Annotated in this window: 17 protein-coding genes and 1 pseudogene; 16 read left to right on the forward strand and 2 right to left on the reverse strand. The window is 68.6% G+C overall.

Translation table 11 applies throughout. From position 1 onward, the window contains the following. Positions 1-177 precede the first annotated feature (177 nt). From Q664_RS04505 to Q664_RS04540, 8 genes are all read left to right on the forward strand, one after another. Complete coding sequence (locus tag Q664_RS04505) at positions 178-1,995, forward strand: hybrid sensor histidine kinase/response regulator (RefSeq protein WP_235216554.1); 1,818 nt, start codon at positions 178-180, stop codon at positions 1,993-1,995. Positions 1,996-2,358: 363 nt separating this feature from the next. Then, positions 2,359-4,371 carry a leucine-rich repeat domain-containing protein gene (locus Q664_RS04510; RefSeq protein WP_152621905.1) on the forward strand — a complete coding sequence of 671 codons (2,013 nt, stop codon included), beginning with the start codon at positions 2,359-2,361 and terminating at the stop codon, positions 4,369-4,371. An 80-nt stretch (positions 4,372-4,451) separates the two neighbouring features. Continuing rightward, on the forward strand, positions 4,452-5,960 hold the full coding sequence (locus Q664_RS51555) for a Hint domain-containing protein (RefSeq protein ID WP_152621906.1): 1,509 nt from the start codon (positions 4,452-4,454) through the stop codon (positions 5,958-5,960). 127 nt (positions 5,961-6,087) lie between these two features. Beyond that, positions 6,088-8,388, forward strand: coding sequence for a S8 family serine peptidase (locus Q664_RS04520; protein WP_043390143.1), 2,301 nt, complete (start codon positions 6,088-6,090; stop codon positions 8,386-8,388). 20 nt (positions 8,389-8,408) lie between these two features. Next, positions 8,409-9,257: a hypothetical protein gene (locus Q664_RS04525; protein ID WP_043390145.1), complete on the forward strand. Its 849-nt coding sequence runs from the start codon at positions 8,409-8,411 to the stop codon at positions 9,255-9,257. A 25-nt stretch (positions 9,258-9,282) separates the two neighbouring features. Next, on the forward strand, positions 9,283-11,169 hold the full coding sequence (locus Q664_RS04530; RefSeq protein WP_152621907.1) for a leucine-rich repeat domain-containing protein: 1,887 nt from the start codon (positions 9,283-9,285) through the stop codon (positions 11,167-11,169). Positions 11,170-11,180: 11 nt separating this feature from the next. Beyond that, positions 11,181-13,013 carry a leucine-rich repeat domain-containing protein gene (locus Q664_RS04535; protein WP_043390150.1) on the forward strand — a complete coding sequence of 611 codons (1,833 nt, stop codon included), beginning with the start codon at positions 11,181-11,183 and terminating at the stop codon, positions 13,011-13,013. A 107-nt stretch (positions 13,014-13,120) separates the two neighbouring features. Next, a complete protein-coding gene (locus Q664_RS04540; RefSeq protein WP_152621908.1) occupies positions 13,121-15,166 on the forward strand; it encodes a leucine-rich repeat domain-containing protein in 2,046 nt (681 codons plus the stop codon). A gap of 141 nt (positions 15,167-15,307) precedes the next feature. Here the strand turns inward: Q664_RS04540 and Q664_RS56045 are convergent, their stop codons facing one another. Next, on the reverse strand, positions 15,308-16,234 hold the full coding sequence (locus Q664_RS56045; RefSeq protein WP_160174333.1) for a helix-turn-helix transcriptional regulator: 927 nt from the start codon (positions 16,232-16,234) through the stop codon (positions 15,308-15,310). Between the two features lie 581 nt (positions 16,235-16,815). Here Q664_RS56045 and Q664_RS62055 point away from each other — a divergent pair. The 5 genes from Q664_RS62055 to Q664_RS04565 all read left to right on the forward strand — a co-directional run bounded on the left by Q664_RS62055 (position 16,816) and on the right by Q664_RS04565 (position 20,127). Next, a complete protein-coding gene (locus tag Q664_RS62055) occupies positions 16,816-16,941 on the forward strand; it encodes a hypothetical protein (RefSeq protein WP_268811374.1) in 126 nt (41 codons plus the stop codon). Between the two features lie 150 nt (positions 16,942-17,091). After that, the gene (locus Q664_RS04555) at positions 17,092-18,114 is read left to right on the forward strand and encodes a hypothetical protein (RefSeq protein ID WP_043390159.1); all 1,023 of its coding nucleotides are present in this window, start codon (positions 17,092-17,094) and stop codon (positions 18,112-18,114) included. A 154-nt stretch (positions 18,115-18,268) separates the two neighbouring features. Continuing rightward, a complete protein-coding gene (locus tag Q664_RS57315) occupies positions 18,269-18,667 on the forward strand; it encodes a CHAT domain-containing protein (RefSeq protein ID WP_152621909.1) in 399 nt (132 codons plus the stop codon). Continuing rightward, complete coding sequence (locus Q664_RS04560) at positions 18,664-19,266, forward strand: hypothetical protein (RefSeq protein WP_152621910.1); 603 nt, start codon at positions 18,664-18,666, stop codon at positions 19,264-19,266. Before Q664_RS57315 ends, Q664_RS04560 begins: the two co-directional genes overlap by 4 nt. A gap of 150 nt (positions 19,267-19,416) precedes the next feature. Further along, on the forward strand, positions 19,417-20,127 hold the full coding sequence (locus Q664_RS04565; protein WP_052517665.1) for a rhomboid family intramembrane serine protease: 711 nt from the start codon (positions 19,417-19,419) through the stop codon (positions 20,125-20,127). Positions 20,128-20,238: 111 nt separating this feature from the next. Here Q664_RS04565 and Q664_RS56050 read toward each other — a convergent pair whose 3' ends face one another. Then, on the reverse strand, positions 20,239-20,394 hold the full coding sequence (locus tag Q664_RS56050) for a transposase domain-containing protein (protein ID WP_160174334.1): 156 nt from the start codon (positions 20,392-20,394) through the stop codon (positions 20,239-20,241). 426 nt (positions 20,395-20,820) lie between these two features. On the opposite strand from Q664_RS56050, the pseudogene Q664_RS04570 reads away from it, so the two are divergent. The 3 genes and pseudogenes from Q664_RS04570 to Q664_RS04580 all read left to right on the forward strand — a co-directional run. Beyond that, a pseudogene (locus tag Q664_RS04570) lies at positions 20,821-21,156 on the forward strand (transposase); the annotation flags it as partial. Positions 21,157-21,559: 403 nt separating this feature from the next. Continuing rightward, complete coding sequence (locus Q664_RS04575) at positions 21,560-23,293, forward strand: flavin monoamine oxidase family protein (RefSeq protein ID WP_043390163.1); 1,734 nt, start codon at positions 21,560-21,562, stop codon at positions 23,291-23,293. Positions 23,294-23,307: 14 nt separating this feature from the next. Then, positions 23,308-25,083, forward strand: a complete 1,776-nt coding sequence (locus Q664_RS04580) for an alpha-keto acid decarboxylase family protein (RefSeq protein WP_043390164.1) — start codon at positions 23,308-23,310, stop codon at positions 25,081-25,083. Positions 25,084-26,520: the final 1,437 nt, after the last annotated feature.

Here is a 26,520-nt window from a genome sequence, read left to right on the forward strand (position 1 = left end):
CTGTAGCAAGGCACGTCGCGACGGCCCTGGCGGCCTCGAACCGCCGCCGCCCCACCAGGCGGAGGTGGAGCCTGGCGCTGGAGCGCTTCGAGGAGGCGGAGGACGGGCACATCGCCTGGAGGAGTAGAGTAGGAAGTGTGCCCCACCCTCTCGGGTGTTCGCATGAATGAGGTTCTCATGGAGCACAATCCAGAGTCCCCGCGTGACACGTCGAACGCACCGGTTCAAGAACAGCGGGCGCTCACCAGGGTCGGGGACGAGGGGACGGGCGAGCGCGGTCCGGTGGAAGCACGCCTGGCGATGCAGAGCAGGCTGCTGGAGCTGGTCGCGAGAGGCACGCCGCTGCCAGACATGCTGAATGCCATCACCCGTGGCATCGAGCAACTGGCCCCGGGAATGATGGCCTCGGTGCTATTGCTGGACGAGGAGGGCAGACTGCACATGGGCGCGGGGGCGAGCCTGCCGCCGGCCTACAACGCCGCCGTCGAGGGGCTGGCCATCGGCCCCAACGTGGGCAGCTGCGGCGCGGCCGCCTACTGGAAGACCCTGGTCGTGGTGACGGACATCAACACCCATCCCAACTGGGCGTTCTTCCGGCACAACATGAAGGGATACCGGCTCCAGGCCTGCTGGTCCGGCCCCATCCTCTCCTCCGAGGGGCGGGTGCTCGGGACGCTGGCCATGTACTACAACGAGCCGCGCGCCCCCAAGCCGCACGAGCTGCACATCATCGAGACCATGGCCCATATCGCCTCCGTGGCGCTGGAGAAAGCCCAGGCCGAGCGGGAGCGGGAGCGCCTGCTGGCCCGCGAGCGCCAGGCCCGCCATGAGGCCGAGGCCGCCAGCCGGATGAAGGACGAGTTCCTCTCCACGCTCTCCCACGAGCTGCGCACGCCCCTCACCTCCATCCTCGGGTGGGCCCAGCTGCTGCGCACCCGTCCCATGCCCGAGGAGAAGCGCCAGCGGGCCCTGGAGACCATCGAGCGCAACGCGCGGGCACAGACACGGCTCATCGAGGATCTGCTGGACATCAGCCGCATCGTCACCGGCAAGCTGCGGCTGGACGTGCATCCGCTCGAGCCCCAATCCGTGCTGGAGGCGGCACTCGAAGCGGTCCGCCCGGCGGCCGAGGCCAAGGGCGTGCGGCTGGAGCTGCGGCTCTCCCCCGACGTGGGGCCCCTGCCCGTGGACGCCGAGCGGTTGCAGCAGATGGTGTGGAACCTGCTGACCAACGCCATCAAGTTCACGCCGGCGGGAGGCCAGGTGGTGGTGCGGTTGGAGCGCGGGGAGCGCGAGGCCCGGCTGGAGGTGGAGGACACGGGCGAGGGCATCTCCCCGGACTTCCTGCCGCATGTCTTCGAGCGCTTCCGCCAGGCCGACAGCAGCACGACCCGCGCCCATGGTGGACTGGGCCTGGGGTTGGCCATCGTGCGCCACCTGGTGGAGATGCATGGAGGCTCCGTGTCGGCGCACAGCGAGGGGCCAGGCCGGGGCGCCACCTTCCGCATCCGCCTGCCGTTGACTCCACCACGCGCACCGGAGCCGCCACCGGCCCGTCTGGCCCGGCCGGCTCAACACCCCCGGCTCCTGGCGGCCGAGACGCCCTCCCTGGAAGGACTTCGCATCCTGGTGGTGGAGGACGAGCCGGATACGCAGGCCCTCCTCTCCGAGGTACTGGAGGGCAGCCACGCCCAGGTGTTGCGCGCGGCGAGCACCCGGGAGGCGCTGGAGCTGCTCGGCTCCGTCCGGCCCGACGTGCTCGTCTCGGACATCGGCATGGCGGGAGGCGAGGACGGGTACTGCCTGATTCGCCGGATCCGCGCCGGGGAGCGTGACGGGCAGCACCTTCCCGCGGTCGCGCTCACGGCCTTTGCCCGGGGCGAGGATCGGCGGCGCGCCCTGGCCGCGGGCTTCGACATGCACGTCGCCAAACCGTTGAACACCTCGACGCTGCTCTCCGTGGTGGCCTCGCTCATTCCCTCCCGAGGCACCTGACGGCCCAGTCTTCTGGCGCGGATGGCGCGCCTTCGCGGTGCACTACGCGAACGCCTTCGCGCGCGACGACGCGGGGCACCTGCTGGCGAATGCCTTCCACGGCGCATGGGACGAACCCGCATGGCCTGTCTGTCTTCCCATGCACGGAGAGGGCCCGCCTTCCACATCCAGGGGTCATGCTCTCCGGCGGGCACGCGTCACCCGTTTAGATGACAGGCTCAGCAACGGTCTTTCACTTACAGTGCGTTCACCGTGCGATCGATGAGGCCCATCGGAGTGGGCTGCCCGTATGGCTGAAGGACCAGCCTCCTTCATCTTTCGGCTGGGGGTGGATCTGCGCGGCCCCACTGCAAGGAGAAGCACATGCGCCTTGATCGGCACTGGTTCATCCGCGCCGCCACACCTCTCTTCCTGGGAGTGATGGGGCTCAGCGGCTGTAGCGAAGCCCCGGGAAATCCCGCGGCGACAACGGTAGATGCATTTGGAACGACGGAACAGGACGTGCGCGTCACCCCGGCGCAGATGGTCGGGGCCGCTCTGCTGGGGACGGGCTTCTCGGTGGAGGACGAGTCCTTCCGGGGACAGTGCCTCCAGGGCTCCGTGGCCTACTCGGGCGCGGCGATGAGTGATGCCTCGCTCGTGCTGGTGGACAGCTACGAGCGCATCAAGAGCGACCTCGGCATCAACATCTCCGGCAAGGCCACCTTCGCCACCTGGGATCTCAATGCCGCTGCGCGCTTCGCGATGAACGCGGCGGAGACCCTCAACAGCTCGAGCATGACGTTCCGCTATCAGGTGCGGGGCCGCAACGCGATGCTGGTGGACGCGGTGCCCACGGCGCGGGCGCTGGAGGCGCGCACGCGCGGCTCGGAGGCGGTGAAGCAGATGTGCGGCACCGAGTTCGTCCAGCAGGTGGAGCTGGGCGCGGGCCTGTGGGTGAACGTCAAGTATGACTTCCTGGACCAGGCGGCCAAGTCGGAGTTCGCCGCGGACGTGAAGGTCAACATCCTCAAGCTCTTCTCGGGTTCGGGTGCCGTCACCCTGGAGGACGACCGGCTGAAGAAGAGCGCCAGCATCACGGTGTCCGCGCTGCAGCTGGGAGGCGACCCCACCCAGCTGAGCTCCATCTTCTCGACGACGTGCCAGGACGAGGCGAGCCAGCCGACGGGTGGAGGCACGGCGGGCCCGCCGCGCCGGTGCATCGCGGCGTTGTCGTGCTCGCTGGAGCGGCCCCAGGACTGCCAGGCCGCGCTGGAGCGGATTGTCACGTATGCGGCCGAGGAGTTCCCCGCCCAGTTGCAGGACCTGCGGTACGACCCGACGAGCACGTCGGGGGCCGCCATCATGGCCTACATCACCCAGGGCTATAAGACGGGCGGCTTCTACGATCTGCTGAACGAGGACAGCCCGCTGGTGGAAGTGGCGGTGATCAACGCGCGCTCGCAGTTGCACGCGCGGCTGCTGCATCTGGTGTCGGACAGCCAGCGCGTCATGCAGTTGCTGAGCCCGTCGTTCCGGCTGACGTCGGAGGAGCGCCTCGGGTACGAGTCCACCCAGTCGCGTATCTCCAATCAAATCAACATGCTCGTGGCGGCGGCGAACATCTGCTACACGCGGCTGAGTGACTGCGTGGGGGAGGTGGCGCGCTTCGACCTGGCCATCCAGACACCGGAGCTGCGCTACGACCGGGATACGCTGGCGAAGGTGCCGACCTTCTACGAGTACTGCTCGGGACTGGCGACGGCGGACGACACCAAGAAGACGGTGACGGTGATGCGCGAGAAGCTGGGGGCCTCGGGCTTCACGTGTGACGAGGCGGCGCTCTACCTGGAGCAGGAGGAGGCGCTGGATCTGAGCGGACAGGGGCTGGTGGACCTGCGTCCGCTGCGTGGGGCGAAGAACCTGCGCTACCTGTACCTGCGCGACAACGCGCTGGTGAACATCCTCCCGCTGGGGGACCTCCCGCTGCTGCGCACGCTGGACTTCCGGCACAACTCGGTGCGGAGCCTGGGCGCGGTGGCCAATCTGAAACGGCTCGAGCGGCTCACGGCCTCCTACAACCAGGTGATGTCGGTTGATTCCCTGGCGGCCCACCCCACGCTGCAGGAGGTGCGGCTGCTGGACAACCCCATCGTCGACGTCGCCCCGCTGTCCACCATCCCCAACCTGAAGCTGCTCGTGGTGACGCTGGATGACGTGTGCAAGGTGGAGCGCAAGTGGCTGCTGGACAACGGCCGCATCACCGCGTCCATCCACGACATCTACGAGCGGCGCAACTTCGGCCCCACCTACGCCACTCCCGGCAACCGCAACACGGCCATCACCGGCTGGTTCATGTGCGCGGCCGTGGCCTCCTCGCTGACCGAAGCCCAGTAGCAGTCCTTCCAGGGAGGGGTTGGCGCCAGAGGGCCGCCCCTCCCCGGGAGTCTCACCCGTCGTATCCGAGGGGGTACCTCGTGAAAATGAATTGGTTTGCCCAGAAGGCATGGAAGGGCTCGCTGGTCATGGGAGGCGCGGTCCTCCTCGCCAGTGGTCCGGTGTTCGCACAGACGATGCGCTTCGCGCCTGGCAGTCCGGAGGCGCAGGCGCTCTGCAAGAAGGACGTCGCGTCGAGGAACGACAAGGAGTTCCTCTACATGCGGCTGAAGTGGCTGCGCGGCTGCAACCGCATCACGGATGCGCAGCTCGCCGCCTTCGGGCCGGACATCGCCGCCATCGACAACGAGATGATGATGCGGGGCGATGCCACCCTGGCCAGCATGCCGAGCTACCAGGCCGCCCTGAGCAAGGACTGGACCTACCCGCTCTTCGTCACAGGGGATGGGACCCTCCCCGTGGAGCAACTGATCGTGTGGAAGCCGAACTACTTCGGCAACTTCCTCCAGAGCATCGATGAGTACGGCGAGCTCAGCACGACCTCGGCCTCCTGCCCGTCTGCCGCCGCCATGCGCACCATGGTGACCACGTGCACGAACGTGCAGGTGACGCAACCCGCTGTCTTCGGTGGGATGGACATCGGTGACAACATCGAGGCGCGCTGCCGTGTCGAGGACGTCATCGGCGTGCAGGAGATGGCGAGGCGCCGCAGCGACTGGGCGCTCCAGTGCGGGATGATCTTCGAGGAGGAGTGGTGGAACCTCTACTACGAGATCAGCGGCGGGACCCGGCGCACGCTCCCGGTGGGCGAGACGCGGTACGTCTCCTTCGCCCAGTACCCGCCCAGTGGCACCAATGTGGAGACCTGGACCTGGCCGCTCTGGAAGCCAGAGGTGACTCCCTACAACGCGGCGACGGGCGCGCGGCTGCCCACGCAACTCATCACCGACAAGGATGAGGGCGGCAACCTGGTGGCCAACGTGACCGTGCTGGCCAAGAACAACATGGGCGTCTACCCGCAGTGCGACATTCCCGCCGGGGTGTCGCTGTTCGGGTTCTGCCCGTTTGGCTGCTTCGCGCCTGACCAGGAGCTGATGTTCGAGTCCGGGCCGATGGCCATCGAGGGCGCGATGAAGGCCGGCAAGGTGGACCTCATCACCCTGGCGCCGGACGCCACGCTGGAGCAGCTCAGCTTCATGGCCAACACGGTGAACCGCTACGTCGCGGACCCGCTGCCGCAGAAGCAGGAGCTGGTGTCGCTGCGGATGGAGAGCGGCGGCAGCCTGCGCGTGACGCCGAGCCATCCCCTCATCGTCGAGGATGGAACCATCCGCCAGGCCCGCGACCTGCAGGTGGGGGACCAGCTGATGCGCGCGGACGGAACGCTGGACGCGGTGTCCGAGCTGCAGACCTCGGAGTACTACGGCAAGGTGTTCAACGTGAAGCCGGTGACGCTGGACACGACCACCAACGTGCTCATCGCGCAGGGCTACCTGACCGCCTCGCAGCGCTACCAGAGCGATGGGGAGCGCTACCTGCGCCGTGCCATGCTGCGGCGCACGCTGCCGGACTGGACCCTCTCCGAGTGAGGAGAGCGGTCCCCTGACGTGACCTGGCGGGGAAGGGCCGTGCTCGCCGCGCGGCTCCTCCCCGCTCCTGTTGCCCGTTGATGGTGTCTGGCCGCGTGCCCTTCGACACCTGCCCTGGAGTCCTGTCATGAATGTCAAGCACCTGCTGCTCGGCTGGGTGGCCATGCTGAGCCTGACGAGCGGCTGCGGAGAGCCCGTTGCCCCCCCCGTGTCCCCCCCGACCGATGATGGGGGGTCGGACCTGTCGACGACCGTCGACCACACGCACCCGGTCTTCCTCGGCAGGCCGCTGGACGCGGCGTTCCGGACGGAGCTGTTCAGCGACCTCCAGAGCCGATGCGTGGCGGCGGGAGGCACCTTCCGCGACGACGCCTGTGATTGCGGCACCGAGCGCAACTTCCGCTCGGCGCTCGTCCGCGGCAAGACGTCCGCCGTGCTGGGCGCGAGCGCCTGCGCGCCGCTGCGCCCCCTGCGCGCCACGACGCCGACCTTCACCGCGCGCCTCCAGGCCGAGGGCCCGACGGGCCTCGCCGGCCACCTGGGCGTGCTGGGCGTGAAGTTCGCCTTCGCGGGGGACGACACCACCATCCAGTCGCTGGCCACCCGCACCGCGCAGTGGGCCGACGACCGGAAGTTCTACCTGCTGAACACGCCCCTGGGCAGCCGCTTCTTCCACAGCGCGCAGCAGGGGGAGGAGGCCCCGCTGGGCGCGCCGGACGGCCTGACCGTGTACGTGGGCAAGCCCTCCGCCGAGACGCTGCGCACGCTCGTCAGCCAGACCCTGGAGCGCTACCAGATTGCCTTCGATCCGCTGGACCTGAAGGAAGGCCCGTTCTTCTACCGCAACCACACGGGCATCGTGGAGCCGGAGCCCACGGCGCTGGGCTCCGTGCTCGGGACGTATGGCGAGTGGGCCCTGCCTCCCCGGCTCGCGGCGCCGCCCGTGGACGGTTTCCCCGAGGGAAGCGAGGAGCGGGTGTTGGCGCAGGCGCTCATCACCGCGCACGACCGGGTGCTGACGGGCCCTGTTCCTTTCGTGCAGGGGCAGTCCCTGGTGGGACAGGGGTGCATGGGCATCTGCCGCCTGGTGTCCGCGCCCACGCCGGTGCAGGACGGGCAGCCCCTCACCTTCCGCCTCGACCGGCTGTACGTGTACGGGACCGTCGCGCGCGAGACGGTGTGGCTGGAGCAGGGGGCACGGCTGCGCGGCTTCCTGGTGCTGGGGCCCACCCGCGGGCCGGGACTGCTGGCCCTGGTGCGGGACTCCATCACCGCCGCCTCCGCGAAGAGCACCTACCGCGTCCATGACCGCCAGTGGACCCACCTGGGGGACGTGTCCTACGAGGAGGTGCCCCCCGCGTGGGCGGCCTCGCCGCGGAGCGTGCTGGGGAACGCCCCCACGCGCCGGCATACCCTCGTCCTGTGCGAGGCCACCGGCATGCCTTCCCTCATGGCCGACGCGACGCTGGCTCGCCGGACGCTCCTTGGACCCTACCCGCCGGAGTTCGACGCCAACGGCGCGCTGCTCAGCGGCTCTCTCTTCGGGTGGCTCGGGGGACTGACGGTGGCGCCGAACCCGGGGGACTACCTGCACGGCCTCGTTCCGGGCACGTGGGGGTTCCGCACCCTGGAGTCGGATGCCGGGGCGCTGGTGAGCACCCATGCCGCGGACGTGGCCCGCACCGCGATGGCTCAGGCGGACGCGATGCTCGCGGCTGGCTCGTCGGAGGGGCAACTGCTGGTGGCGCCCATGGGCACGCAGACGTGTCTGTTGCCGGGCCGCTGGCTGTCCCGCCTCACCCGCTACACCCGGGTGGTCAACGCCAGCTACAGCTACCGCTTCCCCTTCGAGCGCTGCAGCGACTCGGAGGACTATGCGTTCGGAGAGACCTCCAGCTCGCTGCTCTGGGTGATGAGCGCGGGCAACTCGGACCGTCCGGATGGCACGCTCGCGTGTCCGACCAAGCGCCTGGCGGGGCGTGACAATGGCCTCGTCGTGGCGGGGCTCGCGGGGGAATCCCTCGGGCTCGGGAGCAACTACGGGGCGGCGTTCGCGGACATCGCGGCCCCCTGGGATGCGGAGGGACGGCCGGGGGTGACGGGGACGTCCTATGCGTCTCCCCGCGTGGCCGCCGTGGCGGCCATGCTCGCGAGCAGGTATGACCGCCTGGAGCCGAAGGAGCTGCGGATGGCCATCCTCGCGGGCAGCCGGCCCCTCTCTTCGCTCCAATCGGCGGTCCGCTCCGGCGGCGCGCTGGATGCGGTCGCGGCGGACACCTTTGCCTTCTGTTTGCAGGATGCCCTGGTGTCCTCCGGCACCCGGACTCCCGCGCTCTACATCGAGTGCGCCAGGGAGGCTGGCGCCACGAGTGGGCGCGTCACCTTCCTCCAATCGCGCGGCATCCTCCCGATGTCGAGCACTCCCTGAGCAGCCTCCAGGAGCCCGCCATGTCCCAAGACTCGTTTCCCAGGCCTGTTGTCGCCCGCCGTGCCGCCGCGGCCCTCGCCGCGGTCCTGCTGGGTGCGCTCGTCCTCGGTGGCTTCGTGCTCTCCAGCCGGACCTCGCGGGCTGGGGGCGACCCCACGTCCCCGCGTCCCGGCACGCATCCCGTGACCGGAGCCACGGCCCCGGGGGGCGCGCCCACGCCTCCGCCGGACGCCACGGCCAGCGTCACGCCGCAGGACCCTGTTCCCTATCCGGAGGGCGCGGACCTCCCCGAGCCGCCCGTCGCGGCGGGGAATGAGTTCCTCATCGACATCGAGCGGTGGGAGCGGCAGGTGCGCGCACGCCGGCCGCAGGTGGTCGAGTTCCGCAAGCTCGCGAACAAGGCCCTGCGCTCGCAGGAGGAGAACGCGCGGCTGAGGGAGCTGCTGTCCGACCCGCGCATGCTCGCCACCGCCGTGGAGGACCTCGCGGGCCGCAAGGAGGCGCAGCTGGATCGCGACCGGCAGCTCCAGCGCAACTACCAGGTGGACGTGCTGAACGCGGCCATGTCGTGGAAGGAGAACCCGGCCCGTGAGGCGGCGGTGCAAGCCGCCATGAAGGCCGTGGCCTTCGACAACCTGGACCCCTCCCTTCCGAAGGACCTGCGCAAGTCGTTCGCGGGCGACAAGGTGGAGCTCTACGCCGTGCTGCTTCGCGGAGATCCGGCGCGGACCGAGGAGCTGCGCCGCGCGGCCAGGGGGACGCGGCTGGAGCCGCTGATGCGGTACGGGAACCTGTGGGGCAACTACCTGCTGACCCAGACGGAGCGGGCCCAGCTGCCGCTTCCCTCGGTGGCGGACGACGCGCAGTGAGCCCGCGCGGCTCTCGGGGACGGACATGGACGGATGGATGAAGGGCCGGGCAGTGGGTCTCTTGGCGGCGGCGTGCCTCGTCTGGGGCGCGCCCGCCGCGGCGCAGGAGTTCTCCCTGCGCATCCCGCGGCTGGACACGGCGCCGGCGCGCGTGCTGGGCATTGGCTGGGACAGCCGGGACCGGCAGTTCCGCGAGGTGTGCGTCACGGGAGACGTCGTCTACGACGCCAGCACCGGCTCCAGCGTGCTGGACCTCCAGCATTCACTCTCCACCTATGAGTTCCACTCCAAGCTGAGGGGGACGGTGAGCGCCGGCGTGGACCTGGTGCTCGCGAAGGGCGAGGCGGAGGTGAACATCACCAAGCTGGTGGACCAGAGCGAGTACACGCGCACGCTCACCTTTTCCTTCGACGTGCTCGGACGCCGGGCCCTGCTGACCCACCTGCGCCTGACCCCCGCGGGGCAGGAGGCCGCCAGCAGCGGTGACCCGGACTTCATCCGGCTGCGGTGCGGGGACGAGTGGGTGATGGCGGTGGAGCTCGGCGGGCAGCTCTTCCTGTCCTCCCGCTTCGACTTCCGGGACGAGAAGTCGCGCAACGAATTCGAGGTGGCCATCACCGTCTCGGTGCTCGGCTTCTCCCACACCGAGCGCTTCACCCACCTGGAGCAGGACGCGCGCAGGAACACCTTCCTCTCCCTGGAAGGGGTGCAGGTGGGGGGAGACCCCGCGCAGCTCAGCACGCTCCTGGCGGCGCTGAGGACGCGCCGCTGCTCGCTGGAAGCCATCGCGGAGTGTGATGAGGCGGTGGCGGAGCTGGTGAGCTACGCGTCGGATGACACCGGGTTCCGGGCGCAGCTCGGCAACCTGCAGTACCAGGGAGCGGGCTCTTCCGTGCGGGCCTACCTCACGCGGCGGTACGCGGATGGCAGCTTCCCGGAGCTGGCGCCTCAGCCAAATCCCATCTCCACGGAGCAGGAGCGCGCCGCGCTGCGCTCGCTCGAGGACAAGGTCCAGGAGACGCATCAGTTGACGTCACGGGCGCGTCAGTTGCTCACCACCCGCCTGCGTCCGGCGCATCAGGCCGACCTGTTGCAATTCCTCGAGACCGCCCGCTGGAACCTGGCCACGCTCGGCAATGCCATCGATCGCTGCTACGTGCGGCGGGCGGAGTGCCCCCAGCGGGCCCAGGAGGCGCTCGCCGGACTGTCGTTCCTGGACCGCGCCCGGCTCCTCCGCCCGATGACGACGTACGACTACTGCCGGCTCACGAACCGCTCGAGCGGCGACGAGCGGCTCCTCGCCGCCCTGGGGCCGTTGCTGGGCGCTTCCACGGGGGACCGGGGCGATGCGGCCTGTGTCGCCTTCGAGACCCGCCTGGATGGGGCCACGGCGCTGGATCTGCGCAACCAGGATCTCACCGAGCTGGGCGCACTCCGCGGGGCCTCGGCCCTGAAGCGGCTGGTGCTCCGCAACAACCGCATCAGCTCCCTGAGCGTGGTGGGCTCGCTGCAGGGGCTGGAGGTGCTCGACGTGACGAACAACGACATCACCACGCTGGGGAACCTGAACCGGCTCCCCACGCTGCGTCAGGTCGATGCCGGCTACAACCTGCTGACCACGGTGGATGGGCTGGAGGGGCTCCAGCAACTGCGGTGGGTGGCCCTCCACGCCAACACCGTGGGGGACGCGGATCGCCTGAAGACGCTGCCGAACCTGAGCACCCTGGTGCTGACGGTGGACCAGCGGTGCGCGCTCGAGAGGAGCTACGTCCTCGCGAACGGCCTCTCCGATCCACGCACGGTGGAGATGTTCGCCCTGCGGAACTACGGGCCCGTGTACGTCCAGCCCGCCAACCGCGCCGCGGGCGTGATGGGCTGGGCGCACTGTTCCATCATCACCCCCGCATACTGAGGAGCGCCGCCATGAGGCTGATGCACCAGGTTGGAGCGCGTGGCCCAGGGGGCGTTCTCACGCTCCTCGTGGGGGTGCTGGTGTTGTCCGCGGCCCAGGCCCGGGCGGGCACCTTCTTGTCCAGGGGCGCGGCCGCCGTCCTGCCCGGAATGGGCTTCGAGTCCACGTCCGAGCGCTGGCTCGGCGTGTGCGTGACGGGGGATGTGCTCACCACGGGGCAGGCCCAATCCAGCTCCTACATGGCGGCCCCGCTGCGCGGGGTGGCCCTCGAGGAGGCATTGGGGCTGCCGCGCGAGGTGGTGACGGACACCACGTCCGCGACCGACCTGCTCCGGGAGCGGTTCCTGCGGACGGTGCAGGAGGACGCGCGCTCGCTGGTCCTGACGTATGGCTTCGTGGTGGGAGGACGCAAGGCGCGCTTGGAGAACCTGCGCCTGACGGGGACGGGCAACCGTGCCGCGCAGCTGGGCCCCGCGGACCGCCGCGCGGCGTGTGGTGACGAGCTCGCCCGGGAGCTGGAGATAGGCGGGCGCATCTTCGTGGCCATCCGCTTCGACTTCACGTCGGAGGCCACCCGGACGCAGTTCCTGCGTGAGACGGACATCGCGCAGGCGCCCGCCTCCCAGGTGGGGACGAAGCTCCGGGCCGTGGCCTCGTACTACCAGGGCGCCCTGACCATCTCCGTGCATGCGCTCCAGCTGGGCGGGGATCCGCGCCTGCTCCGCCAGCTCATCGGCGGCGTCCAGGGGGCGGGTGCCCTGTTGCGCTGCCAGGTGTCCAACGTGGCCGCGTGCGCGCAGCTGGTGGAGGACGTGCGCCTGTACATGGTGGGGACGGGGACCCAGGCCTTCTGGGCCCAGGTGAGCCAGGGGGCGTGGTCTCTGGAGCAGCCCGTGGGGCCCGCGCCCCTGCGCGTCACCACCGAGAGCTATGCGACGGCCGGTCTCCTCGCGCTGGCGCAGGAGGCGCCCCATGGCGTTTCTCCCGCCTATGCCGCGGCGCGCACGCGTCTGGCGCAGCAGCTGGCCACGGCCTCCGGGGACGTGCGCCGCATGCAGGCGCTCGCCTCGGGCTTCCCCCTGTCCCGCCTCCAGTCGCGGGAGCTGGAGCCTGCCTTGGAGGTGGCCGGGACCCACGTGGCCCTCCTCCGGGGTGTCCTGGAGCGGTGCGCGGAGAACGTCTCCGCCTGCCTGGCGCGCGAGCAGCAACTGGCGTCGGGCCTCCTGCGCCCCTACTCCATGCGGGTGGCGAATGCGCCCGAGTGGTTCCTGCCCCTGTGCCTGGCGCAGACCCAGGCGCCCGACCCGGCGCTCAAGCTGGACGTGCTGCGCGCCGAGGCAGGGGAGACGGACTGCGTCCGGGCCTCGGAAGCCCTGGAGGAGCTCTCCTTCTTGAGCCTCCGGTCGAAGGGACTCACCGACGCGAGGCCCCTCGCGTGGCTGGGCGCCGTGCGCCAGGTGGACGTGCGGGACAACCAGCTGGCGTCCTTCACACCGCTGGGGACGCTGGCCAACATGGAGCGGCTCCAGGCCTCCTACAACCAGGCCTCCGCGGTGGCGCCGCTGGTTCCCCTGGAGCTGCTGCGCGACGTGCGGGTGCAGGGCAACCCGCTGGGAGACGCGGCGTTGATGCGGGCACGTCAGCTCCCCGTGGCCTTCCTCACGGAGGAAGACGTCTGTGCGGCGGCGCGCCTCGCGCTGCTGTCCCGAGGGCTGCTCTCCCAGGCGGACCATGACCGCTACACCCAGGAGGGGCTCGGGCCGGTGTTCGCCACGGCGGCACGCGACGTCCCCCCCATCGGGTGGGTGCCGTGTACCCAGGCCGCTCGCGCGCTCGACCCTTGAGCGGAAGTTTCATCATCTGTTCGGGGACAGCGGGGCGAAGTGCCCTCCCCCTCCATGACGTTTCCTCTTGAGATCGTCGTGCACGGAACCACGGCGAGGAGCACCCCATGCGCTTGGATTGTCAGTGTCTTCTCCGCGCCGCGCCCCGGCTCATGCTGGGCATGGCGTTGGGACTGGGAGGGTGCCGTGAGGCGCGGGAAGGCGCGGGGCGGGCGGGGAGTGAGGCGGTGTCCGCGCAGGAGCAGGCGGTCCGCATGACCCCGGCCCAGGTGATGGGGGCGTCCCTGCTGGGCGTGGGCTTCTCTTTGGGGGACGAGGGCTTCCGTGGGCAGTGTCTCCAGGGGAGGGTGGTCTACGCGGGCACTCCCGTGGCGGACACCGCGATGGTGCTGCTGGAGAGCGAGGAGCATCTCCGGGAGGACCTTGGGCTCTCCGTCCCGGGACGCGCCTCCCTCGCCGGCTGGGAGGCGAGCGCTGCCGCGCGCTTCACGATGAACGCGGCGGAGACCCTCAACAGCTCGAGCATGACGTTCCGCTACCAGGTGCGGGGCCGCAACGCGGTGCTGGTGGACGCGGTGCCCACGGCGCGGGCGCTGGAGGCGCGCGCGCTGGGCCCGGAGGCGGTGAAGCAGATGTGCGGCACCGAGTTCGTCCAGCAGGTGGAGCTGGGCGCGGGCCTGTGGGTGAACGTCAAGTATGACTTCCTGGACCAGACGGCCAGGTCGCGGTTCGCCGCGGACGTGAAGGTCAACATCCTCGAGCTCTTCTCGGGCGAGGGGGGCTTCACCCTGGAGGACGACCGGCTGAAGAAGAGCGCCAGCATCACGGTGTCCGCGCTGCAGCTGGGAGGCGACCCCACCCAGCTGAGCTCCATCTTCTCGACGACGTGCCAGGACGATGCGGGGCTGGGGACGGATGGAGGCACGCCGTCCGGGGATGGCGGCACGTCGGGGACGGCCGGCCCGGCGCGCCGGTGCTTCGCGGCGCTGTCGTGCACGCTGGAGCGGCCCCAGGACTGCCAGACCGCGCTGGAGCGGATGGTCACGTACGTGGCCGAGGACTTCCCCAGCCAGTTGCAGGATCTGCGGTACGACCCGGCGAGCGCGCCGGGAGCCGCCATCATGGCCTACATCACCCAGGGCTACAGGGCGGGTGGCCAGTGGGATCTGCTGAACGAGGACAGCCCGTTGGTGGATGTGGCGGTGCTCGACGCACGCGCGCGGTTGCACGCGTGGCTGCCGCGGTTGGTGACGGACAGCCAGCGCGTCGCGCGATTGCTGGGCCCGTCGTTCCGGCTGACGGCGGAGGAGCGTGCCGGGTACGAGTCCATCCGGTCGCGCATCTCCACTCAAATCAACCTGCTCGTGGGGGCGGCGAACACGTGCTACCTGCGCCTGGGGGACTGCGTGGGGGCGGTGGCGAGCTTCGACGCGGCCATCCAGACGCCCGAGCTGCGCTACGAGCGGGAGGCGCTGGCGAAGACGCCGGCCTTCTACGAGTACTGCTCGGGGCTGGCGACGGCGGATGACACCCGGAAGACGGTGACGGTGCTGCGCGAGAAGCTGGGGGCCACGGGCTTCACATGCGACGAGGCGGCGCTCGTCCTGGAGCAGGAGGAGGCGCTGGACCTGAGCGGGCAGGGGCTGGTGGACCTGCGCCCGCTGCGCGGGGCGAAGAACCTGCGGTACTTGTACCTGCGCGACAACGGGTTGAAGAACATCACGCCGTTGGGAGACCTCGCGCAGCTGCGCACGCTGGACCTCCGGCGCAACGCGGTGCGCAGCCTGAGCGCAGTGGCCCGGCTGAGCCGGCTCGAGCGGCTCACGGCCTCCTACAACGCGGTGGAGGACGTCGCACCCCTGGCGGCCCACCCCACGCTGCAGGAGGTGCGGCTGCTGGGCAACTCCATCCTCAACGCCACGCCGATCTCCACCATCCCCAACCTGAAGCTGAGCGTGGTGACGCTGGATGACGTGTGCCGGGTGGAGCGCAAGTGGCTGCTGGACAACGGCCGCATCACGGTGTCCGCCTACGACATCTACGAGCGGCGCAACTTCGCTCCGGCCTACGCCATTCCCGGCAACCGCCACTCGGCCATCACCGGCTGGTTCCTGTGCTCGTCCGTGGCCTCCTCGCTGCCCGAGGCCCAGTAGCGGTCCACCCAGGGAGGCCCACCCGTCGCAGCCAGGTGGCTACACGGCGGACCCGCTGCCGCGGAATCAGGAACTCGAGACGCGGACCTCGGAGTACTACGGCGCTGAGGCAACGCCCCGCCGCTCCCTGGCGGCGGGGGCTCAGCCGAGCCTGTCCCCGTCTCCCGTGTGCGTGCCCTTGCCCGACGTCTCCTGCGCGAACTCCGGCGCGTGACGTCCGGGGGCGGGCTGCACCTCGGGATGGAGCGCCCGGACGAGATCCGTGCGATTGGAAACGCCGAGTTTCTGGTAGACGCGGCGGATGTATGTCTTGACGGTGTTCTCACTCAGGCCCGTGATGGCGGCGACATTGACGCCGCTGTAGCCCATCACGAGCAGCCGGGACACCTCCCGCTCGCGTTCGGAGAGGCAGGCCGTGTCGGCGGGGGGCACCTCTGGCTGCGGCTGACCGTTCTCCCTCCAGAGAATCGAGGCCACGAGCGGGACGAGCTTCTCCACCTGTCGGCAGTCCTCCTGGAGGAAGGGGGACTCCAGGGGACCCCGAACCAGGGCGGCGAGCCCTAGCAGACGGGAGTGGCGGCTGAAGCACACGACGAGCAGCCGGGAGCAGTCCGCCGCGAGCGAGCGGAACGCGGCGGAGCCCAGGGTCATCACCATGCTCCGGCACGACTCACCTCCCACGCACACCTGCCCGGGGTGTGGTCCGAAGAATTGGGTGGCCCAGGCGAAGGCCGAGTCGAGCACATGGGATTCCGGGCGGAGCGCGACATATTCCAGGTCGACACCACACAGCCCCTGGCTGACGCGTCCCCTTCTGGGGCTGAGCACGAGCGCCCCGGATGCCGGTACCAGGGCCCGCAGTGTCTCGACGATGCCACAGAAAATGTCGAGCTCCGGGTCCTCTCCCCCACTCACATGTTCCTGGCACTGCTGCGTCTCGTGGGGAGCCAGGGCCTCGCGGGCCAGTGCGTGGGCGCGCTCCGCTGGCACTCCCACCTCGGAGGCCACGCGCATGAAGCCCGCTTCATCCAGCTCACCGCTGCGGAGCTGTTGGACGAATCGTCCCATCCGACTCTGCTGCTGGAACATGACGCCCCCTGATTACAGCCATCCCTGGGATGCTGGATTGGCAGGATGAGCGGATCTCGCTGTTATTGCACGTTTAAAACGCGACACGACACCACGTTGCCTTCAGGTGCCATCCTCACGCATCTTCCCTTGGATTCTAATTTTTCAATCATCCTGGGAATTTCTTCGATGCGTCTGTTCTAGCGGAGGGCCATCCAGGCCCAAGCCCCCTGCTCCCCTGCCCTGCTGGCAGGTCGGCCGGGGCCACTGCTCAGCGACAACTACACCGCCCCATCCCGCCTATACACAGTCACCAGCAGGAGGGCGCCAGGCAGTACGGAGGCTGTTGCCGGGCGCACCCGCCGACAAGCGCGTTTGCTTTCACAGCCCTTGAGCTCAGGGCGTCGCCGAAAGGGTTGCATTCACAATGCACAAGTCATTGATTCCCTCGGGCTTTTGGTCGGCATGACAGGGGTCGGCTGCGCGGGTCTCGACGAGGCCGAGGCGGTGGACTCCTCCGTGCCGGCGGACACGACCTCCCAGATTGCCTTCAGCATGGCCGACCTGAGCGGGCCGCCGGAATGATGCACCCCATCGTGTCTGCCGCCCATTCCAAGAAGCCCAGCAATCTCGAGGGGTTGCTGGGCTTTGTCGAAAAAAATGGGCCTGGCGGGAAGATCGAATTCGACCGTCGTTATTTCCGGTGAAGCACGGAAGAGACGCCTTACCGGGTCAACGCGCCAGAGGCGCGAAGCCCCTCTTTCTCCCAACAGGCTTCGTCCGAGCAGTCGGTGACCGGAACCGACCGCCACGGGTGCGTCATCCATCCATCCGGCAGAAAGAAGCTGCTCACCACAATGAAGACCACCAATCTCGCCGCGCTGGCTGTCCTCGGGGCCCTGTCTCTCACGGGCTGTGGAGTGGATGCGGGTGACCTGCCCGTCGATGACAGCAACGCGGAGCAGCCGTCCCAGGTGCTCCCGGGCACTTCCAAGGACAGCGCCCAGGAGGCGGAGCTCCCCGCGCTCGATGGCAGGGCGGCCGCGGCTGAAGAGGGTGTCCGGGGAATGGCCGTGACCCCTGGCCTCATGGGGCTCACGTCGTCGTGGTACTCGGGCTCCGTGGCGCCCGGTGCCACCCAGCACTGGTACTGGAACAACTCCAGCGCCACCTCCGCCTACGAGGTGGGCTTGTCGCCGACGGGAGCGGCCACCACGGGCCCGTGCCAGTTCGAGGTCACTCGCACCTGGGATGTCCAGCAGTACGGCGGGGAGCGCGAGTTCCACTTCAACATCAAGAACGTTGGCGGCATCACCTGCGGCACGAACATCCTGCTCGAGTCCCAGACCCGCACCTCCACCTGGGCGACGGGCGGGCTCGATGTCGGCGCGTCGAAGAGCTGGACCTGGAACAACGCCAACCCGCTCACCGCCTCGTATATCGTCGGCGTCGCGCCGTCCGGAGCGACCAGCGGCAACCCCTGCCAGCTCGAGGTGACCAACACCTGGTACACCCAGCAGCCCGGCGGAGAGCGTGAGTTCAAGTTCACGGTGAAGAACGTCGGCGCGATCGCCTGCCAGGGTGACATCCAGCTGGCGAAGGTCGCCAACTCGGCCTCGTCCTGGTCTTCCGGCACCCTGGCTCCGGGTGCGACCAAATCCTGGGTCTGGAACAACGCCAACCCGCTCGACCGCGTCTACGCGCCCGGGCTGTCCCCGGCTGGCGCGAGCGCCTCCGACACCTGCGATCTCAAGGTGTCGCGGTCCTACTACCAGCAGAAGATCAACACGGACGGCACCGCCGAGCGCGAGTACTACTTCACCATCCAGAATGTCGGCTCCCTGAGCTGCTCCGGGACGGTGCTGCTCAACTACTTCTGACCCGGCCAGAGGCGCAGCGCGGCGCTCTTCGGTCCCACGCCAGACCCCCCGCGGCCCTCGAAAGGGCGGCGGGGGGGCGGAGTGCCGATCTTCCCAATTTTCAGGGCTGGCCGGCCCGGTGCCGCGGACCTCGGCCAAGGGGGAGCGGCATGAGTTGGCCGCCTGGACCCTGGCCCAGCAGACCCACGGCCGGGTGGACCTCACCGGCGCCGAGGCCACTCCCTCCCGGGTGCTGGCGGAGATGGCTACTGGCCTTCTGCCGCGCGGCTCGCACCGCGCCCTACTACCACGAGCCCTGGAGCCTCCGGTCGCCCTCCTCGAGGCCGGAGCACGTGCCGTCATCGCCTCGCCCACGGACATCCCCGGTGACGAGGCCGGCCCCTTCTTCGACACCGTGCGCGCCCGTATCCGCGCCGGTGAGTCCCCCGCCGTTGCCGTGCGCAACGAGCGCCTGCGCCTGCGCTCCAGCAAACCCCAGAGCCGGGCACGCACGGTTGTAATTTTCGAGCAACAAGGTAAAACCTGGAAAACAAGGACATGGAGGAAACCATGAGGCGATACGTGTATCTGCTGTCGGCGGTGACCCTGGCGCTGAGCGCGTGTGGCCCGGAGGCAGGAGAGGAGGCGGCACTGGCGGCGGAGCAGGCACCGGTGGGCGAGGCCGCGCAGGAGGTACTGGTGATACGCCCTGTCTTCACGCCCGTGGCGCAGGTGTACCAGCCTCCGCAGCCGGCCCTGCTGGACCTGAGCACGACCAGGATCTGGCCGACGCGATTCATCCCCTCGACGGTGAAGAGCTCCTACACGGTCATCTACAACTTCCCCGGCGATCCCGGCACGTTCTATGCCTTCGGGTTCGACGTGAAGAACTACACGACTGTCTTCATGGTGCGAGGGCAAAGCACGCAGAAGGCAGCGTTCAAGTCCGAGATAGACGCGGACCTGCGGGCCCTCTCCTACGAGGCCGCCCTGGGGCTGAGCACGGGGTACGAGGGTGGCCGTCAGATAGACGTTCCCACTCCGCCCTCCCCCACGCCCAATATCAACGATCTGCTCGCGAAAGCCTGGGACGAGTCCAAGTACCAGTACATGGCGGACGTGGCGCAGCCGATCATCTACATGCCGAGCGCCGTGCTCTATCTCCAGCCGTAGTCGATGACTTTCCGGGATTTAGCTCAGCGGCCGGGCCAGGGGCCGGCGCTCACCCTGACTCCCCAGTGGCCAGCTCGGGTTGCGCAACCTCCGCGAGGTGGCCACCCTCTCAGAGCGACACCGTCGTCCGCCACGAGCCCCGAGCCCTGGATGAACCCCGAAGACCTGCCCCAAGGCCCGTACAAGGCGGAACCCGAGCCAGCCGCTCCTCCCCCGGTGCGCCAGCCGTGGCCTCCGGTGTGCGCGGCCGTCCTCGGGGGCTCGGTGGCCCTCTTCGTCCTGGACCTCCTGCTCGCCCCGTCCGGAGCCAACCCGGGGGCGCTCGGGCCCGTCTTCCAGCGGATTGCCCTCTTCGGGCCGCTCGTCCAGAACGGGGAGTACTGGCGGGTGCTGAGCTGCGTCTTCTCTCACGGAGGCCCCCTCCACCTGGCCTTCAACATGTGGGTGGGCTACTCCATCGGCGTCCCCTTGGAGCGGACCATCGGCAGCGGGCGCTTCCTGGTGCTCTCCCTGATGGCCGCGCTCGGCTCCTCGGCCTTCGCCCTCTTCTTCAACTTCGACGTGCCCACCGTGGGGGCCTCGGGGATGATCCTGGGCTGGGCGGGGGCCATGGTCGTCATCGCCACGCGCGAGTCCCGCAAGAGCCTCTTCATCTGGCTGGCCCAGGTGGCGGTGCTCAGCCTGCTGCCCGGGGTGAGCTGGGCCGGACACCTGGGAGGCTTCCTCTTCGGCGTGCCCGTGGGCTTCGCCCTGCTCGCCGGTCACCGCGCCTTCGCTCGCGCCGCCCCCCTGCTGCTCGCCGTCGCCACGGTGGCGGTCTACCTCACGGCCCACCCGGAGCGATTCAGCGGTCCAAGCTGAGCGCGTTGAAGCCGGGTCGAGAGGAGGTACCCGTCCGGCGTTCGACGTGGAGGTAGCGGTTGAAGACGGACGGGTGCCGTGCTCGGAGCAAGAGCTACCTCGGGGCCGGGCTCAGGCGGTATCAGTGGCACGCAGGCGCTTCCAGGCCACTGGCAGTAGCTCGTCGAGGCGGCTGTTGGGATGGGACTGCACTCGCGTGAGGAAATCCGCGAGGTACGCCTCGGGGTTGAGCTCATTGGCGACACACGCGGCTCTGGGCTTGCCCACCGAAGGTGCCAGCCTGCTCCCGGCGCCAGCGCCACCCCAGGCCGCGTGGTGTTGAGGCCCGCGCCGCCATAGCCAACAGGCCCAAGCCCCCTGCTCCCTTGCCCTGCCCCTGCTGGCAGGTCGGCCGGGGCCGACGTGTGCCTCAAGGCGGCCTCACTCCGCCGCGTGCACCGGCATGGCTCAATTCTCTTGGGCTCCCGTCAGATGCCTTCCCCCGCCTCTCTGCCCCAACCCCCTGCCCTCATCCGTGTCCCTCTTTCTCTTATGCGCGACACGTCGGCCCTCCGCGTTGACACGTCAGCCCTCCGCGTTGACACATCAGCCTTTTACGCCGGGGTGAAAGGCTTCCTCCCTTCCCTCACCGAAAAGGACCGCGCGTGCGCCTTCACTCCAGGATGACGCACTGGGTGCGCGCGTCGGCCCATCGTGACTGACGGCTGGCGTCTACCGGACGAGTTGTGGGCGAAGATGGAGCCGCTGCTGCCACCGAGACCACCGCATCCGCTGAGGTGCCACAACCCGCGCACGCCCGACCGGCGGGCCATGGAGGGCATTCTTCTGGTGCTGCGCACGGGGATGCAATGGCGTGCGTTGAAGGCCACGGCCATTTGCGGCCCCTCGTCGGCCTACCGGCGCTTCCGGGAGTGGTTGGAGGCGGGAGTGTTCCGGGAGTTCTGGCGCCAGGGAAGCGTGAGGACACGTACCTGGCGATGCTTCACCTGGCGCTGGGCATCATCACCTGGTTCCACAACCTGCTGCCCGCGTAGGCAGCGGGCGACAAACGGCGCACAAGCACAGCACGGCCGGCAACAGCCCCAAACGCATGGAGGCGCATGGCCCCGTGCGTCCCGAACTCTTGCGCGGCCTGTCCTGGTCACGGTTGGAACCTGTCTCCGCTCGGACTACAGCTCGCTCGCACGAGGCATGGCCTTGCTATCGCTTCGGCTCCTACCGAAACAGGTCCTTATACGCCAGCGTCTCGCCGAACGAGTCCAGGCCATTTCCTGGATGGCCTTTGCCCTATGTGCTCCGTGCGCACAGAGTGCCCGCTGTGATCCGCATCACCCCCGGAGTGTGAGTCGGATCACGGCGCGGATGGGGTGTTCGTAGCAGCGTGGCGTACTAACAGAAACCCAACGCTGTGGCTCTCGCTGGAGGTAGTCCCATGGTGAAGAACGAAGCCGTCCTGGAGCGGCTGGCACGTGAAATCCTGATGGTCGATGATCACAATCGTCCGCTCATCCCCGAATACGAAACCATCATCGGGAAGGGATTCCCGGAGCCACTGCCCCCCAGCGTGGAGCGGCGGGACGTGCTCATCATCGGCGCGGGCATGGCGGGCCTGATGGCGGGCAAGGTCCTCAAGGACGCTGGCTACAACGTCACCATACTGGAGGCCAATGACAACCGCATCGGCGGTCGCGTCAAGACTTTCCACTCCACGCCGGACGGCGTCGCCCCGTTCAAGGATCCGCGCCAGTACGCCGAGGCCGGCGCCATGCGGATTCCCACCACGCACCCGTTGGTGAACAAGCTCATCGACGTGATGGGCCTGCGCGGCCTGGCGAGACCCTTCTTCAATGTCGACGTCTCCAAGACCGATGCCACGAAACAGCGCTTCCGCACCTGGCTCAAGACGAACGGGGTCCAGGTCCGGAACCAAGCCTACAACGCCCGCGACCTCCCGGAGGAACTGCGGACGTTGGGCTTCCCTGTCGGGCCCGAGTACCGCGAGAAGACCGCCTCGGCCCTGCTGTCCGATGCGCTCGCGCCGCTCAACGCCCTCATCGCTCCCGGGCAGCCCATCGAGAAGCAGGTCGAGGGCTGGAAGCAGGTCATCGCCCAATACGACGCCTACAGCATGTTCCGCTTCCTGAGTGAGTCCTATCCGGAGACGGTCGTGCAGTACATCGGCACGCTCCAGAACCTCACCTCGCGCTTCTTCCTGTCCTTCATCCACAGCTTCGTGGACACCTTCTACATCAGCCCGGGCACCCAGTACGTCGAGCTGGCGGGTGGCAACTGGCAGCTCCCATACGCGTTCCTGCCCTACCTGCAGGAGAACATCGTGATGGATGCACGGGCCATCGAGCTCCAATGGTCCTCCCCCAGCCAGGGCCTCCAGGGTCCCAAGGCCATCCACAATGGTCGGCCGGGCGTCTACGTGCGCACCCTCAGCGAGCCCATCGTCAAGCGCGGCATCGCCCACAGCAAGCCGCGCATCGAGCGGGAGTTCACGGCGGATTACCTGCTCGTCACTATTCCCTTCTCCGCGCTGCGCCACGTGAACGTCACGCCGGACTTCAGCTACGAGAAGCGCCGCGCCATCATGGAGCTGCACTACGACTCGGCCACCAAGGTGCTGCTGGAGTTCAGCGAGCGCTTCTGGGAGTGGAACGAGACGGAGTGGAAGAAGAACCTGGGCGGCGAGTACCGGGGCCACGACTCCTACGGCGGCGGCTCCGTCACGGACAACCCCAACCGCTTCCTCTACTTCCCCAGCCACCCGGTGGAGGGCAGCCGCGGCGGCGTCATCCTCGCCAGCTACACGTGGTCGGATGATGCCAGCCGGTGGGACTCCATCCCCGCAGAGGATCGCTACAACTTCGCCCTCAAGGGCCTCACCGACATCTACGGCCCAGGCATCAAGCGCTACTTCACCGGCTTCGGCAAGACGGAGAGCTGGATGGAGAATTTCTACGCCTTCGGCGAGGCCGCCGTGTTCGCCCCCTCGCAACTCACCACCCTGCACCCCCACATCCCCGGCGCAGAGGGCCTCGTCCACTTCGCCGGCGAGCACACCTCCCTGAAACACGCGTGGATCGAAGGTGCCCTCGAGTCGGCCATCCGCTCCGCGAAGGAAATCCACCAGCGCGCGCTCAAGCAGAGCGGACTCTAGAAGGAGACCTCCCCATGACGAACGCAACGAGGATGACGGTCGCGGGTTATCTCAAGCAGCGCCTGGAAGAGCTGGAGTTGGATCGCCTCTTCGGCGTCGCTGGCAACTACACGGCGCCGTTCCTGAACACCATCCTGGAAGACAAGCAGTCGCCCATCGCCATCACCGGCGTCCCCAATGAGATCTGCGCCGGGTACGCCGCGGATGGGTATGCGCGGCTCAAGGGCATCGGCGCGGTGACGGTCACCTATGGCGTGGGCGCCTTCAGTCTGCTCAACGCCGTGGCGGGCTCCTACATGGAACTGGCCCCGGTGGTGGTCATCAACGGCGCACCCACCAACAAGGAGTTCCTCAACGAGCGCATCTCGGGCCTCGTGTACTCGCACATGATGGACGACCCGAATAGCAACCTGAACGTCTACCGTCAGGTGGCCGTGTCGGCCCAGCGCATCGTCAACGCCAACGAGGCCCCGAGCCAGATCGACGCCGCCCTCACCGCATGCATCACTCACCGGCAGCCGGTCTACCTGGAGGTCCTCGAGGATGTCTGGCGCGCCCCGTGCCCGGCCCCGGCCGGGATGCTCTCACGCCAGCAGGTGAGCATCACCGTGAGCGACGTGAAGTCGGCAGTGCTCGCCACCCTGAACATGATCCAGGAGCGCGGCAAGCCGCTCTTCTGGGCCGGCGTGGAGATTCAGCGCCAGGGATTGCAGAGTGAATTCCTGGAACTGCTGGAGCGCACGGGCATCAGTTTCACCACCTCGGTGCTCGGCAAGTCGATCGTGTCCGAGGACCACCCTGGCTACCTGGGCGTCTACGCGCCTGAGGGCTCCAACTCCTCCAGCGGCTCCGGGTCCGCCGAGGTGAAGCAGCTCGTCGAGAACGCGGGCTGCCTCATCGGGCTCGGCGCGTGGACCACGGGCAAGGACACCAACAACCAGCTCATCCAGGGCGACGGCGTGGCACTCGCGCAGCATGGCGGTGTCACCGTGGGGGCCCGCTTCTTCCCCAGCGTGATGCTCGCGGACTACATGCACGGACTGATCGACGCCGTGAAGCGCGCTCCCCCCCGCTTCACCGCCTACAAGCCCGAGGTCCCGAAGGTGCTCTCGGCCGCGGTCAAGGCCGAGCCCACCCTCACCTACGACTCCTTCTTCGCCACCCTGGACACCTGGCTCACCCCGGAGAACGTGGTGGTCTCCGACGCCGGCTTCCCGCTGCTCGGCGCCCAGAACCTCCACATCTCCTCCGCCAACGGGTTCGTCGCCCAGGCCTCGTGGCTGGCCATCGGGTACTCGACTCCGGCGGCCATCGGCGTCAAGTGCGCCTCGCCCGACAAGCGGGTCGTGGTGGTGGTGGGGGATGGGGCCTTCCAGGAGACGTGCCAGGCCGTCTCCAGCCACCGCTACCTCGGCCACGACACCGTGGTCTTCGTGATGGCCAACGGCATCTACGGCATCGAGCAGAAGCTCGTGAACCCCAACCCGTTCCGCACTCCGCCCGTCGTCTACGAGGACCCGCTCCTCAACGAGGTGTTCCCCTATAACGAGCTCCACCCCTGGTCCTACGCCAAGCTGGCCGAGGCGTTTGGCGGCCAGGGCCGCGTCGTCACGACGGCCGGCGAGCTCTCGGAGGTGCTCGCGGAGATCGAGTCCCGCCCCGATGACAACTTCGTCGTCGAGGTGAGGATACCGAAGGTGGACATCCCCAGCTCGGCCAGGAAGAGCCTCGCCAACGCGGGCGAGGACGAGACGGCCAACCCGAGCTGGCCTCCAGGCCTGTTGTTCTGAGCGACGGGCTCGAAGCGGAGGGGGCGCCACGCGCGCCCCCTCCGCACCCGCCTGGGGACCCGCAGGTGCAGCACCACGAGCGAGGCCAGCTCGCCCGGCTGGCACTGGCGGCTTTAGCGGAAATCGGCATAGGGGGTAGCGAGGTCGCCTCGCTACTCCCCTGCCACACCACCGGACAGGCGGGTCCGCATCCGGCGGGTCGATAGGTTGAGGCTAAGTAGGTAGCCAAAAGTTCCAAGACGAATGAAGGGCCTTTCGCTGCTGGCTCCGCTCCGAATTCGTTCAGGAACTTCTGGCGACCTGCTTAGCTGGCAAGTCTCGGGATTCCCAGCCGGTCGAAGAAGCTCGTGGGCAGGGCGAGTTGGAGGTACATGCCCGAGTTCCTCCATCAGCGGCGGGTGTTGGCGGCGCTCCGGCGGGCCATGTGCTCGGACGGCCTCTGCTGACTGCTCACCCCGCCTCTCGGCGTCGCCCTTTCAGGCACGAGGCGAGCTCTCCCCGGGTAAGAACATCGACCTTCACCGCACGAGCGCCGGCTCTACGTCACCTTGCTTTGGCCACCGGAGCTTCGCGGTCTTTGGCCCGCTCGCCCCGCTTGGTGCCGCCTCATAGCCGGTTCCTGTTCGTCGCCCCGCGGCTTCGTTCCCCGCTTCCTTCACGTCGGCCTCTCGGTCCGGCGCTCTGCGGTTCCCTTCGTTCGCGGTGACCTGCTTCCGGGAGGACTTCCACCTCCAAGTCGATGCCCATGCCGGGCGCACAAAGAAAACCCCGGCTCGCCTGATGGCGGCCGGGGCCTTGCTACATCCAGTGGAGGCGGCGGGAATCGAACCCGCGAAGGGCGGAGCCGCCTCCACTCGGGAGGCAGAGCCACATCTCCGTTTTCCCTCTGAAAATGGGGCGCCCATTTGTCCGGGCGAGTCCATGGGCGTCCGTTCAGTTTGGTCCTTTTTTGGTCTCCTTGCCCCGCGCCGGGCGATAAGTGGCGAGGCATTTGTCCCTCGTTCTGGCTTCTGACGCCGATGCCGTAGCCTACTAATGCTGTGCCCTGATGGCCTCCACTGCCCCGAGCTTCGCCTACCACGCAGTAGTGGCCTCCATGTGCCCGAGCGCCGTTGACCCAGGTTGAGGCGTCGCCCGAAACTTCGCTCTCGGCAAACCGGACAGCACCGGGAAGCGCTCCGCCTCCCTTGGACTCGTCCACTCAGCCGAGATTGAACGGGAGTGCAGGCAGGCAACGCAGCAAAGCTCAGAGGGACAGGCTATGCACCCAGCAGGTCTAACGCGATTGATGGCGCTGCTAACGGTGGTTGCGGTGTCAGACTTCGGATGCGCCCACACGCAGGAGACCGAGCGCAGGATGTACCTGATCGCCGAGGACGCAAGCAGCATCGACTTTCAAGAAGATGCACGCGGAATCGGTGGCGCTGGAGCTGAGGC

Origin of the sequence: Archangium violaceum Cb vi76, from assembly GCF_000733295.1 — a bacterium.
Classification (GTDB): Bacteria; Myxococcota; Myxococcia; order Myxococcales; family Myxococcaceae; genus Archangium; species Archangium violaceum.